This is a genomic window from uncultured Alistipes sp. (assembly GCF_902388705.1).
In the GTDB taxonomy this organism is placed as follows: Bacteria; Bacteroidota; Bacteroidia; order Bacteroidales; family Rikenellaceae; genus Alistipes.
On sequence record NZ_CABMQJ010000013.1, the window covers coordinates 1 to 14,224 of the forward strand.

Consider the following 14,224-nt stretch of genomic DNA (forward strand, 5'->3'; position numbering starts at 1 on the left):
ACGCTGCCGCAGGCTCCCCGGACCGCGCAAAGGCCCGGGACAAGGTGGCACAGGCATAACCGGCCCGGGGGCCGGCGGCAGTCCGCCCTGCGCAAAACCGAAGCGCTGCCCGGCGGCAAGCCGGCATAGCGCAAAGGCGACCGGCACGAACCGGGAACAGCACGAACCAAGAACGGCACCCTACCCTACGAAAACGAGGCCCCGCGGGGCCTCGTTTCGGTTATTGTCCTTGCGGCACGTCAGGCAGTGCCCGGCACGGGCATCAGGCCTGCGGCGCCTGGCTCTGCAAAAACTGCTGGTACTCGGCCCACATCTGCTCGATGCCTTTTTCGGGGCCGAACATCGCACGCATGGCCTTGTCGAAACTCCAGACATCCATATCGCGCACCGTAACGTGGAATTCACGCAGGGCGTCGGGATTCATGGTCGTCAGCCACTGCAGGAAAAACCCGGTCGTCTTATAGCCGTCGAGCCAGTGCCCGCCCGGTTTGCGGAGCGCCGCAATGTCGAACAGCCCGGCCTCGGCGCGCACGGCGTCGGCAAGGCCCTCGATGCAGGCCCAGAACTCCTTGTTGGTCGAATAGCTGCCAATCCCCTTCGGTTCGAACTGGTAGGCGTGCACCAGCTCGTGGAAAAGCACGCCGCGCGTTTCATAGTCGAGTTTGTAAAGCGACTCGCGCGCCGACTTCTCGATGTGCTGCGTACTGTACACGATTGCCGTTTCCGCAGGGTTGCCCGATTTGGCCGAAACCCCGGCATAATCCTTCAGCGTATAGTCGATTTTCCCCACCGTGTTCATCGTATCGGCGGCCGAGTAGAAAAGTATTTCGGCGACCTTGCGGGTGTGGTAGCGGACATACGCCCCGGGATCCTGCACCAGTGCGGCGTAAATCGCGGCACCCTCCGCCTGCGGATCGAGCACCTCGAAATCCACTGCGGGATAGACGAAACCGCTCCACGCCTCCTCCCTGTCGCGCTCGTAGAAACGCACGTCGCCCACGGCGACCGTATCGGCCTCTTCGCGCGGCAGGAATTCGATTTTGTAGGCCGTGTAGTTCGAGGGTTCGGCAATCCGCCCGGTAATCTCCTGGAAACGCGAGCAGAACACGCATTCCTCCCGGCGGTCGAGTTCGACCCATTTGCGGCCGTCGTGCGAGCCGCTCAACACCCACCCGGACGGATCCGCGGCGGGAACTTCGCCCGAAGAGTATACGCGGTAACTCCGCATCGGAGTGTCGAAGCCGTCGAAGACGACCCGGCAGGGGCCGGACGCCGGCATCGCATAAGATGTCGAGGGGTCGTCGTCGCAAAGTTCCGCAACATTGCGGGGCGCCTCCTGCGAGCAGGAGAGCATCGTAAGCGCCGTAAGCGCAAAAATAAAGTGTTTCATACTGTAAAGATACCTGTTTTTTCGGTTGTACATACTATTTGTCCGACCCCGTGGCAGCGGGCAGCGAAGGCGGAATGGCCGCAGCCGACACAGCGCGCCGCTTGTCGGGGCGCGACCCCATCACATAATGCAGGTGCACGCCGTCGCGGATGTCGTCGTACGTGATGTACGACTTGTCCCACACGCGACCGTCGACGTACATGCGGCGAATGTAGACGTTCTCCGGGCTCCAGTTCTCGGTCGTCACGCGAATGGACTTCCCGTTGGAGAGGCGCAGTTCGACGCCCTCGACCGTCGGCGATCCGATGTTGTAGACATTGCTCGACGGCGCCGTCGGGTAGAAGCCCATCGTATTGAACAGGTACCACGCCGACATCTGGCCGCAGTCGTCGTTGCCGCTCAACGAGCCGGGCTCGTTGCCGTAGAAGGCGTCCGATATGCGGCGCACCCACTGCTGGCATTTCCACGGCTGCCCGAGGTAGTTGTACAGGTAGACGATGTTGTGGCAGGGCTCGTTGCCGTGCCAGTAGGCGCCGATACGCCCCTGTATGTCGTGCGCACCCGGAATATCGTCGGGCAGTTCGGTCACGAAGAGCGAGTCGAGACGCGTTTCGTACAGCCTGCGGCCCACACGGTCGATATGTCCCGCGACGTCGTGCGGCACATACCACGTATATTGCAGCGTGAAGCCCTCCGTAATATCGCCCCAGCCGTGCACCGAACCCGGCCCCTGATAGGCGACGGGCGTAAAGGGCGTGCGCCAGCGGCCCCGGCTGTCGCGGCCCCGCATGAACTTCGTTTCGGGGTCGATCAGGTTGCGGTACGAGAGCGAGCGGCGCAGGAAATAGTCGTAGTCCTCCTCCTTGCCGAGCGCGCGGGCCGCCTGCGCGATGCAATAGTCGTCGTAGGCGTATTCGAGGGTCTTGGAAACCGATTCGCGCTCCTTGTCGAACGGCACCCAGCCCAGTTCCGTATATTCGGGCAGGCAGTCGTAATCGGGATTGGTCGCCGTGCGTTTCATCGCCTCGAAAGCCCGCTCGTAGTCGAAGCCGGGAACCTGCTTGACAATCATGTCGGCCAGTACCGATACGGCGTGGTAACCGATCATGCACCAGGTTTCGTTGCCGTAGAACGACCAGACGGGCAGCATCCGCTCGACGCTCTTGTCGTAGTGCGCCAGCATCGAGTTAGCCACGTCGGCACTCATGTCCGCACGCACGAGGTTCATCAGCGGATGGTAGGCGCGGTAAGTGTCCCAGAACGAAAAGGTTGTATAGTTGGTGAATCCCTCGGCGCGCCCGATACTCTTGTCGTGCTCGCGGAAGCGGCCGTCCGCATCCTGGAAAAGGAACGGCGAAAGAAAACAGCGGTACGCCGAGGTGTAGAACGTCTCCTTCACCCGTTGCGGGCCCTCGACCGTGAACCGCGCGAGCTCCCGCTCCCACAGCTGCTCGCCGCGGCTGCGCACCTGGTCGAAGGTAAGGCCGTCGATCTCGCGCAGGTTGCCCCGGGCGCCCGCCGGGTCGACCGAAGAAATGGCGACGCGGACGGTGACCTGCTGCTCCTGCCGCGTGGCGAAACGCACCCAGAATTTGAGATCTTCGCCCCACGCCTCGCTATCGCTGCGGAAACGCTTCGTGTCGTAGCACACCCGTTTGCCGCCCTCCATGATGCCGAAGTCGTCGAGCGGCTCGGAAAACTCGGCCACGAAATAGACGTGGCGCTCGGCGCCCCAGCCCTGTACGAGCTTATAGCCCGTGATGGTGTAATCGTCCTCTTTGCGCAGGTTGGCCCACCGGCACTTCCACCACAGCGTATGCCGCATGTCGACCAGGATGAAAGCGTCGTCCGCGGCGGGATAGGTGAAACGCAGCATGCCGCTGCGCTGCGCCGCCGTCATCTCGGCCTTCACGCCGTAGTCCGTGAGGTTCACGCCGTAATAGGCGGGCGAGCACCACTCCTGGTCGTGGCTGTACCGCGAGCGGTAACCGGCATCGGGATCGTCGTGCGTACCGGGTTCGAGCTTGATTTCCCCCACGCCCGGCATGAAGAGGAAGTCGCCCAGATCGGGAATGCCCGTACCGCTCAAATGGTTGAGCGAGAATCCCATCAGCGTCTTGTGCGCGTATTTGTAGCCCGAGGCGGCATCGTAATAGTCGTCGTCCGTATCGGGGCTGATCTGGATGCCGCCGAACGGCACCTGCGCCCCGGGATAGACGTTGCCGAAGCCGTCGGTGCCGACCAGCGGACGGACATAGCCGATGCGCGGGGCGTCGTCGGCCGCAGCCGCGAACGCCCACAGCGACGCAGCGCATACGGCAACAAGCTTTATCAGCGTAAATTTCATGTTTGCAGTCGTTTTACTGTTCGCAACTCATGGAATAGGGCCGTTCTTCGGCCGAAAAGCGGCGGCGCCTGTCGGGCGTGGAGCGCATGTCAAACTCCAGCACGGCGCCCCCTTTCAGGTCGGCGTAGGTGATATACGCCCGGGTGTAGGGTTTCCCGTTGAGTTTCACCCCGTGCACGTAGCGGTTCTTCGAGCTGACGCCCGGCGCCTTGATTTCCAGGTAACGCCCCTCGCCGACCCTCACTTTCATATAAGGCAGGTAGGGCGCGCCCAGCACATACTGGTCGGTGCCCGGGCAGACGGGATAGAATCCCATCGCCGTGAAGATGTACCACGCCGACATCTGGCCGCAGTCGTCGTTGCCGCACAGGCCGTCGACCGCGGGGCGGTACATGCGGTCCATAATCTCACGCACCCAATACTGCGTTTTCCACGGCTGCGAAGTCCACATGTAGAGGTAGGGCACATGGTGGCTCGGCTCGTTGCCGTGGACGTACATGCCCAGCAGCCCCTCGCGTGTCACGTCCTCTGTCTGCGCGAAATACCTGTCGGGCAGGTACTCGGTAAAGAGGCTGTCCAGGCGCGCCGTGAACTGACCGTCACCGCCCATCAGGGCAATCAGCCCCGCCGGGTCGTGCGGCACGTACATCGAGTAGTTCCACGAGTTGCCCTCGATGAACCCCTGTCCGTGCGTATCGTAGCGGTTGAAGTCGGGTTTCCAGCTTCCGTCGCTCATCCGCGCCCGGGCGAACCCGGTCGACGAATCGAAAACATTGCGGTAGTTCTCCGCCCGTTTGCGGTAGGTTTCGGCCACATCGGACAGTCCCATCCGCCGGGCTGTCCTGTAGATCACCCAGTCGTCGTAGGCGTATTCCAACGTCATCGACGAACCGGTGGACTTCACGTCGTAAGGGACATAACCCAGCTTCTTGTAAACGCCCGTCCCGTCGTAATAGTCGCAATTGGCGCTGCCGAGCATCGCCTCGAGCGCCGGCTTCGTATCGACGTCGATTCCCTTGTCGAGGGCGTCGCCCACCACCGACACCGAATGGTAGCCTATCATGCACCAGTTCTCGTTGCCCATGTGCGACCACACGGGCAGGATGCGGTGCACGCTCTGGCGGCAGTGCGCGAGCATCGAGTTCACGATGTCGCGGCTGCGGTCGCGGCAGATGAGGTTGAACAGCGGGTGCAATGCCCTGTAGGTGTCCCAGACCGAGAAAACGGTATAATTGGTGAAATCCCGGGCCTGATGTATCTCGTGGTCGACACCGCGGTATTTACCGTCCGTATCCATATAGACCGACGGGTTTATCATCGTGTGGTAGAGCGACGTATAGAGCATGCGCAGCGCCTCGTCGCTGCCTTGGGCTTCAATCACGGACATCTGCTCCTCCCACTTGCGGGCGGCATCGGCCGCCACCTGGTCGAACGTGCGCCCGCCGGCCTCGGCACACAGGTTGGCCAGCGCCCCGCGCGTCCCGACGGCCGACAGCCCCACCTTGATTTCGAGCGGTGCGGAATCGTCGCCGAAATCGAAGTGCATCACGATGCCGCACCCGCCGATTTCCGGGAAGTTACGCCCCATGTCGAACTTCCGCCAGCCTCCGCCGTAATCGAGCGGCCGGCGGTCGCGCGCGCCGTATTGGCGTACGGGCTTGGAGAAGCTCATGGCGAAATAGGTGTAGTTGGTGCGCGCCCATCCGCTGGTGATGCGGTAGCCCGTCACCAGCGTGTCGTTCTCGATGCGCACCTGGGCCCAGCGGGTCTTGCCCTCGTAGTTGTAGATGCCGTGGTCGAGGTCGAGAATCAGGTGCTGGTCTTCGCCCGCAGGATAGGTGTATTTGTGCAGGCCCACCCGCTCGGTGGCGGTCAGCTGGGCGCGGATGCCGTAATCGTCGAGCATCACTTCGTAATAGCCCGCCGCCGCGCGTTCGCGCTCGTGCGAGAAGCGCGAGCGGTAGCCCGTTTCGGGGTGTTCGGCCGTGCCGCGGTCGGCGCGTATCTCCCCCACGGTCGGCATCAGCAGGATGTCGCCCAGGTCGGAGTGCCCCGTGCCGCTCAAATGCGTATGCGAGAAGCCGACGATCGTCGGGTCGTCGTACTGGTATCCGGCGCAGTAGCGGTAGGCCTCGGGCTGGTACTTGCCGTCGATGTTGTGCGGCACCATCTCCGTGTCGGGGCTCAACTGCACGATGCCGTGCGGCACGCAGGCCCCGGGGAAAACGTGCCCCATGCTCCGGGTGCCGATCATCGGGTCGATGTAGTCCGTTGCCGGGCGCGTCTGTGCAGACGCCGCAACGACCGTACAGGCCGCGAGCAGGGCGATCAGGTAGTTCTTCATAACTGTCGTTTCGGTTTGTTGCGCCGCAGGACGGGAGATGCCCCGGTCAAAGCCGGAACACCTCCGTCCGCAGCAGGATATTAAGCCTCGCGTATCTTAATCCAGTAAGGATAGGAAGGATCGGGGCTCACCAGGTAGAAATAGTGTTTGTTGCCGTCGTAGGAAACGCTTTCGGCCTTGTAGACGTGGAATCCCTGCTCGCCGAAGAGCAGCCGCTCGAGCGGCTTGACGAGTTGCTGCGACTCCTCGCTGCTCATCTGGTTGCCGTCGGCATCCACGAACGCACCCGTCACGTCGCCCTTGGTGAAAATCATGCGGTCGTCCTCGACTTTGTAGGCGCTGACGGCAATGGATACGGGATGGTTCTCGAACCCGTTGCGGAACGACTTGATGTCGATGCGCTGTCCCTTGCCCACCGCGAAAACCTCGATGGCGCAGGGCCCGGCGGGCGTGCCGCCTCCCGGCTGCTTGTAGGGATAGAAGATATAGCGCTCCGTGCCCGTCATGCCCGGAATGCCGTCCTCGGCCGTCGGCAGGCAGAGCCGCGAATAGGGAATGAATACCGGCGTTCCGCCCTCGTACTTGTTGACCGGATAGGTGAAGAAATACTCCAGCGGATGCGCTTCGCTCTGCAGCGGCGTGCGGATCGTGCAGGAGAGCCCGTCCACGTTCGGCGTATAGGTTCCCGTCCACGTAAGGCCCTTGTAGGTGACGCTGCCCACGGTGAGCGGCTCCTTGAAGGTGATGACGCCCGCCTCGGTGGCATTGACGGCCACGGTCTTGTACTGCGCCTTGTTGCGCGCCATCTCGCTGTAATTGCCGTCGGTGTAAACCGCCTCGGAATCCTCGATCCAGATCAGGTCGGCCGTACCCGCCTCGGCATCGAGGGAGTAATGCAGTTTGAAATTCTTGTTGTCGTTGTCGAAGAACGTACCGTAGGGTTTCATGCCCTGCGCCACGAGCTGCGGCAGGAAGTTCTCGCCGCCCGGCTCCTCGCCGCTGCCTTCCGAGTAGAGGCCGTCGCGCACCTTCACCCAGAGGTTGCCCGTCTTGGAAATCAGGTAGAAGCCCTTGCCGCGCGAATCGCTCTCCTCGATTACGTACAGGCCGTCGGCATGGAAATAGAAATCGGTGAACGGCTTCAGGTCGGCCGCCGCCTGGCTGATGGGGTACGATGCAATCTCGGAGCCGGTGGCAATCTTCAGGAAGTCGCCCTGCACACTGGCGTAGAAGCGAATCCAGTCGGCGTCGCTGTCGAAGCGCGCGGTCTTGGGATCGGTCGTATAGTCGTTCACGAAGAGGTAGTTGCCCGTCGTGCCGTCACCCACATAAGCCTCCACACGCAGCGGAATATCGTCCGCATAGGGATAGAAGAGAATGCTGCGGAACTTGTCCGAAACCAGCGCCGACCAGAGCGTCGGGTGGGCCGTGCCGCACTCGAGCTTGCCGCCGAGGTTATACTGCTTGGAGGCCTTGTCCACGAAACCGGGATGCGCCTCGGTTGCGGCGGTGATTTTCGCGTCCGCCACGTTGAAAGCGAGGTTTTCGCCGGCAATCGTGTAGGTGAGCGAACTATACCCCACGCCGTTAATCGTAACGGCCGGCCACTGGATCCCGTACTGCGCGTCGGTCACCTCCAGCTCGAAGCCTGCCGACTCGTGTTTGGCGTCCTTGTCCGCAGCGTCGATCCAGGTGAACTCCATGCTGCGTGACTTCTTGTCGACGGCATAGCGCGCGAGGAATTTGTTCTCGCCGTCACGCAGGACGCCCTGCATGGCGTTCTTCTTCGACAGGGCCAGCCATACCAGTTTCTCGCCCAGCTTGAGCACGTCCTCCGACGTGGCTTTTGTCAGCACGACGGGCTTGCCCGACGAGGCGCCCACGCAGTTGATGGTCGTTTCGGTCGTCGACTCGACGATGAGCTGCTTTTCGCGGAACTCCGAATCGACGATTTGGTCGTTGAGCATCGTGGGCCCGTCGAACTTGATAATCACGCCGCCCTCCCTGCTCGCCGAAACGCTGAAAAGCGCCAGGTTTTTCTCGTTATCCGAAACGGGCGAATCGGTCGCCACCGAACTGTCGGACAGGAAGTTGAACAGAATCGTATAGCTTTTCCCGGCAGCGGGGGCATACTCCGCCACCCAGTTGTATTCCAGCGCGCTTTCGTAGGTCAGCGCCTCTTTCACGGCTATCGACTCGGCATTCTCGCCGGCCGAGGTGCCCTCCTCCTTGGTCTGGGACTCGAGTCCGTCGAGGGAAGCGTCCTCACGGCATCCCGCAGCGAAGACGAACAGCAGGGCCGCCAGAAATATCGTTATCTTTTTCATGGATGTCATTCAGGTTTAGCGTTTTTGGTAATTGGTTTTATCGGCCTTGTATATCGCCCACAGCGCCTGCTCGTTGGCATCCTCGCCGAGCGCGTATTTGAGCGCCGCGTCCCAGCTCCACGGATTGATCGTGCGCATCGACGCGTTGATATTGCGGATGGCGTCCTTGTCCTGCGTCTGCGTCAGCCAGTAGCAGAAGAAGCCCGTCGTCTGGTAGCCCGACATCAGGCTGCCGTTGGTATTGCGGGTCGCATAGTCGTGGTAGCCCGCCACCGTGCGCACCGCGTCGGCCAGGCCCTCGATTGCCGCCCACGACATATTGCCCTGGCTGTAAGCCGGAATGCCCTGCGGTTCGAGCTGGAAAGCGTGCACCATCTCGTGGAAGAGCACACCGCGCGTTTCGAGGCTCAACTTGAGCAGCGACTCGTTGGCCGACTTCTGAATCCAATCGGTCGAGTAATGGATGTTGATTTTGGGCGACGAGCCTCCCTTGTACGACACCTCGCCGGGCATCGGTTCGAGGAAATACTCGATGGTGTTGACCGGGAAACGCTCGTCCCTATCGCTGAAGTAGAGGTAGGTGCAAATCTCCAGCGCATGCCATTTCAGGTAGGCCACCTTGTCCTGCACCAGCACGTCGTAGAGTTTGGAACCCTTGTCCTCGGCCAGGTCGATGAACAGGATTTCGGGCGACTCGAAGTTCTTCCACGCGGCATAGGGGTCTTCCGTATGGAAAAGGATGTCCGAAAGGGTCAGCTTGTCGCCGCCGTTGGCCTTGAACACGAATTTGTATTTCGCATAGTCGGCCGGCGCCGCCAGGTAATAGATGTGCTTCTGGAAGCGCGCGATGAACGCCACCTCCGAACGGCTGTCCACCTCGTTCCACGACGAGCCGTCGTCCGACCCGTAAACCGTCCACGACACGGGGTCGTACAGCGCCTCGACGCCGTTGTCGCCCTGCTCCACCACGCCCGACGATACGAGCGTGTAGGCCACGATTCGCCCGGCGCTGCAATCCACGACCGCCTCGACGCTGTTCTCCGCGCCGACTTCGGCCTCGAAGTAGGTCGTAAGGTCGTCGTCAAGGAGTGCCGCCGCATCGGACGACGGCGTGGCGCCGATGCCGCCGATCTCCACGGTGCCGCCCGGGGCCGGCAGGAAATGCGGCTTTTCATCGGCACAGGAGCAGAGGAGCGCCCCCGCTAAAAGCATATATGTTATCTTTTTCATCATTTTCAGGTTTTAAAGTCCGTTAATATCCGTAATTCTGGTCGCTCTCCGAAATACCCGAATTGGCATCGATTTCGGCCTGCGGAATCGGCAGCGTCAGGCGGTAGTCGTCGGCGGAAATCGTCTTACCCTCGCGCGACATGGTCACTTTCAGCCGGCGCGCGTCGAACAGGCGGTGTCCCTCCCATACCAGCTCGCAGCGGCGCTCCTTGATAATCTCGGCCAGCAGCCCCGGATAGGTCTGCGCCGTGTAGCCCTCGATACGCTCGGCGCGCAGTTCGTTGAGCAGGCGGTTGGCCTCCGTCAAATCGGGGTTCTCGCGCATCATCAGCGCCTCGATGGCGATGAGCTGCATCTCCTCGGCACGGAACAGTTTTTCGTCGAGGCGGCCGATATCCGACGCGTCGCCGAACCACTTGGTGACCATCCACACGGGCGACCCGGCTCGGTCACGGCCGTATTCGAAGAAGACCGGCCCGCGGACGTCCTTTTCGGAGAACTGGGCGCGCAGCTCGTTGCTCGGGCGGAAAACGCTCGAATAGTCGCGGCCCACGAAGAGCGTACCGATCGTCGACGAGCCTGCGGGACGCGACAGCTTGAAAATCGTACCGGCGTTCGACCTGTTCAGCCAAAGGTTCTGCACCTCGTCCAGCTTGGCGATGCCTACGGCGCGCAGAGCGTTGCTGGCATAGATGTAGGCGTGGGTGTACTTCTTGTGGTAGAGCGAAACCCGTGCACGGAGCGCATCGACCGCGGCCTGCGAAATGTAGGCCGTCGAGTTGGCCGCCTTGTTGTCGGCCGCCAGGTCGGGAACCGCTACCGTCAGCATGTCGTACGCGCGGGTAAGGTCGGTCATAATCTGCTCGTAGCATGCGCCGACCTTGTCGCGCGGGGGATTGCCCACCACGTGGTAATGGCTGACGTAGGGGATGCCCGGCGCGTCGTCGTCCGAAAAATCGGAGAAGAAGCAGAGCAGCTCGAAATGCGCATAGGCGCGGAAGAAGTAAGCCGTGCCGAGCGACACCTGCAGCGAGGTTTCCTCCCCGGCGTTGAGCGGCTTCACCTTCGGGCCGTAGTTGAGCACGCGGTTGGCCTGGTTGATGATACCGTAGTAATGCGACCACAAACCGCTGACGTCGCCCGACGTGGCGGTGTAGACCCAGCCTGCGAGGTCGGTTCCGGCGCCGCCCGAATCGCCGCCCTGCACGCAGTCGTCGGCGATATATTCCGTAACGGCCAGTTTCGAGCGCAGGCTGGCCTTGCCGTAGATGCCGACCACGGCCTTATGGACGTTCTGCACGTTGCCGAACGCCTTGTCGGGGCCGACCATGTCCGTGGGATCGAGGTCGGTATAGTTACACGACGCGAGCGCAAAAGCCGCCAGCAGCGCCGCGATGCATATCGATTGTATTTTTTTCATTGTCTGGTTCATTTTAGGGTTAGAAATTCATATCCACACCGAACGTGATGGTACGGGGCTTCGGATAGGACATGACGTCCTGCGCCCCGTTGACCTCGGGGTCGGCGCCCGTGTATCCCGTCCAGGTCACGAGGTTCTCACCCTGTGCATAGAGCGTCAGGTTGCGGATGAAGCGGGTCTTCCGCATCCAGCGGTCGGGCAGCGTCCACGAGAGGCGCAGGGTCTTCAGGCGCAAATAGGAGGCGTCCTCGAGGAACTGCGAGGCCATCGGCGAAGGCTGGATGCCATCGCGGAAAGCCGGCACGTCGGTCACGTCGCCCTCCTTCATCCACATGCGGAGCATGCGCACGGGCTTGTTGCCGTTGAACTTGTGGTTGTCCATATACCAGCGCTGGCAGTTCATCACCGTATAGTGGTAGGCATAGGTGAACTGTGCGTCGAGCTGCACGCCCTTGTAGCGCAGCCGGGTCGTGATGCCGCCGAAGACGGGCACTTCGTACGTTCCCAGGTGGTCGGCCATATACGCCTGGTTGATGTCGGTCGTGAGCTGTCCGTAGTTGTCGTAGAAGACGGGCATGCCGTTGGCGGGGCTGACGCCTGCGTAGTAAGGCATGATCCACGTACCGAGCGGACGGCCCAGTTCATAGAGCGTGTTGCCGTTCTTGTAGCGCCCCTCCTTATTCGACCAGGTGCCCAGGTCGGTAATCTCGCTCTTGTTGTAGGTGTAGTTGAACCCGAGATCCCACTGGAAGTTCTGCGTCTTGACGGGCGTGGTGTTGACGCCGAGCTCGACACCGCGGTTGACGATGGAGCCCGCATTGGCCAGAATCGAGCTGAAACCGCTGGTCATCGAGATGTTCTTCGACATGTAGAGGTCTTTGGTCTTGATGTTATAGAAGTCGAAGGTGACGTTCACGCGCGAATCCAGCACCGAGACGTCCAGTCCGACGTTGGTCTGGGCCGAGGTTTCCCAGCGCAGTTCGCTGTTGCCGAGCTGGCCGTGGCTGTAACCCGATTCGCCGTTGTAGGACGAGTTGTAGTAGCCGTCGAACGTCCCGAAGTCGCTCACGCCGTCCTGGTTACCCGTCGTACCGTAGCTGGCGCGCAGCTTCAGCTGGTTGAGCCACTTCGCGTTGTCGAACCACGACTCCGACGAGATGAGCCAGCTGGCGCCGACCGACCAGAACGTGGCGCTGGCGTTGTCCTCGTAGAATTTCGACGAGGTGTCGTGGCGCAGCGAGGCGGAAAGGTTGTACTTGTTGCCGATCGAGTAGCTGGCCTGCGCGAAGAACGACATGAGGTTGCTCATCGTGCGGCCGCCGCCGATCGAGGGCGGGAAAAGCGACGAACCCGACTTGTCGCCGATACCGGCCGGCGACTGCATCATGTCGGAATTCAAATCGTAGCCCGTGAAGTTCGACGTGTACCATTTGCCCTGGAACATCTCCATACCGGCCACGGCGTTGAGCGAATGTCCGTTGGCGAAATCCTTGTTGACGTTGACGGTATTGGTCCACGTGTAGCGGAACAGTTCCGACGAGGTCTGGCCGTAGTAACCGTGGTTCTGCTGCGCATTGGGATGGTCGCGGTGCAGCGTCGACACGTTGCGGTTGTACATGAAATCCAGTCCGAAATTGGTCTTTACGGAGAGCCAGTCCGTGATGGAGGCTTTCGCATACACCGAAGCGACGGTTTTCAGGCGGCCCGTTTCACGGTCGTAATATTTGGTGATGAGCGTCGGGTTGTCGACGTTGTACCAGTCGTCGGGCGACTCGTAGGGATAGGCCAGCAGCGTGGTGAACCACGGGTTGCCCCAGTTCTGGCGTCCGGCGCCGGCTTCGGGGTCTGCGAAGTTGGTCTTGCTGTAACCGACCGTGGCCTTCAGCCCTAGGTCGAGCCACTTGGTCGCCTTGTGGTCGATATTGAAACGCGTCGAATAACGGTCGAGGCTCGACTTCTTGAGAATTCCCTGCTGCGTCAGGTAAGAGCCCGAGATGAAGAAACGGGTCTTGTCGCTGCCGCCCGAAACCGAAACGCTGTGCTCCTGCAGGAAACCCGTCTGGGTCATCAAATCCATCCAGTCGGTGTTGGTGGCGCGGGCTTTGGCCAGCCGCGCGAGGTCGGCCTCCGAAGCCGTGCCGTCCATTTCGCGCTTGAGGTACTGCATCATCGGATAGAAGTTGCTGTTGGGTTCCGACATCACGCACTGCAGCTGGTACTGGAGGTTCTGCTCGCTGTTCATCATGTCGATGTAATCCACCAGGAACGAGAAACCGAACTGGTTGCGGTAGTTGATGTTCGTGCGTCCGCTCTGGCCGCTCTTGGTCGTAATGACAATCACGCCGTTGGCGCCGCGCGAACCGTAAATCGCCGTGGCCGAAGCGTCTTTCAGTACCTGGATGTCGGCGATGTCGTTGGAGTTGAGCGCCGCGAAATCGGCCGACTGCACCATCACGCCGTCCATAATATAAAGAGGTGTGTTGCTGCCGTTTATCGAGCCGGTGCCGCGCACGCGAATCGACAGGTCGTTGCTGCCCGGCTGGCCCGAGCCGCTCGAAATCATCACGCCGGGGGTCTGGCCCTGCAGGCGGTTTTCGAGCGTGGGCGACGACTGGAACTGGAGTTTTTCGCCCGAAACCTGCGACAGGGCGCCCGTCGTCTGCGCACGGCGCACGGTGTTGTAACCCACGACCACGACTTCATCGAGCCGCTGGGCGTCTTCTTCGAGCTGCACGCGAATGGCCGTACGCGAAGCGACGGCTACCTCCTGCGTGCTGTAGCCCACATACGATACGGAGAGGACGGCGTCGTCCGCACAGCTGACGGTCGTCACGCCGTTGATATCGGTAGAAGCGCCCGACACGGTTCCTTTGATTACGACACTCGCACCGATTACCGGTCCCGCCTGGTCGACGACAGTCACCGTACGCGCGGCGGTCGTCTTCTGCTCCTGCGCCGAAACGGTCAATCCCGGCAGCAGGGAGAGCAGGACCATACAAACAGAGTAAAAGTGTAATTTCATTAATTTTTGGTTTAGGTTGATAAAATGGTTTCCGTAGAACAGTAGTTTCGTAAATCATGCGGGAGCGGCGGTTTCGGGCCCTGAAACGCCGCCCGCAGTTTTGAGAGAATAGACTATTTCAAAGTCATGGGAAGTCAGTTGGTT

7 protein-coding genes are annotated in these 14,224 nt (G+C 61.2%); all 7 read right to left on the reverse strand.

Annotated elements, in window-relative coordinates:
- Positions 1-262 precede the first annotated feature (262 nt).
- Positions 263-1,390 (reverse strand): basic secretory protein-like protein, encoded by a 1,128-nt coding sequence (locus tag QZT71_RS05685; RefSeq protein WP_295913702.1) that lies wholly within the window; start codon positions 1,388-1,390, stop codon positions 263-265.
- A 34-nt stretch (positions 1,391-1,424) separates the two neighbouring features.
- Positions 1,425-3,737, reverse strand: coding sequence for a GH92 family glycosyl hydrolase (locus QZT71_RS05690; protein WP_295913705.1), 2,313 nt, complete (start codon positions 3,735-3,737; stop codon positions 1,425-1,427).
- 13 nt (positions 3,738-3,750) lie between these two features.
- Positions 3,751-6,081: a GH92 family glycosyl hydrolase gene (locus QZT71_RS05695; protein ID WP_295913708.1), complete on the reverse strand. Its 2,331-nt coding sequence runs from the start codon at positions 6,079-6,081 to the stop codon at positions 3,751-3,753.
- A gap of 80 nt (positions 6,082-6,161) precedes the next feature.
- The gene (locus QZT71_RS05700) at positions 6,162-8,417 is read right to left on the reverse strand and encodes a hypothetical protein (protein WP_295913711.1); all 2,256 of its coding nucleotides are present in this window, start codon (positions 8,415-8,417) and stop codon (positions 6,162-6,164) included.
- Between the two features lie 6 nt (positions 8,418-8,423).
- A complete protein-coding gene (locus tag QZT71_RS05705) occupies positions 8,424-9,638 on the reverse strand; it encodes a basic secretory protein-like protein (RefSeq protein ID WP_295913713.1) in 1,215 nt (404 codons plus the stop codon).
- 22 nt (positions 9,639-9,660) lie between these two features.
- Positions 9,661-11,058: a RagB/SusD family nutrient uptake outer membrane protein gene (locus QZT71_RS05710; RefSeq protein ID WP_295913714.1), complete on the reverse strand. Its 1,398-nt coding sequence runs from the start codon at positions 11,056-11,058 to the stop codon at positions 9,661-9,663.
- A gap of 19 nt (positions 11,059-11,077) precedes the next feature.
- Positions 11,078-14,053 carry a TonB-dependent receptor gene (locus QZT71_RS05715; RefSeq protein ID WP_295913715.1) on the reverse strand — a complete coding sequence of 992 codons (2,976 nt, stop codon included), beginning with the start codon at positions 14,051-14,053 and terminating at the stop codon, positions 11,078-11,080.
- Positions 14,054-14,224 lie beyond the last annotated feature (171 nt).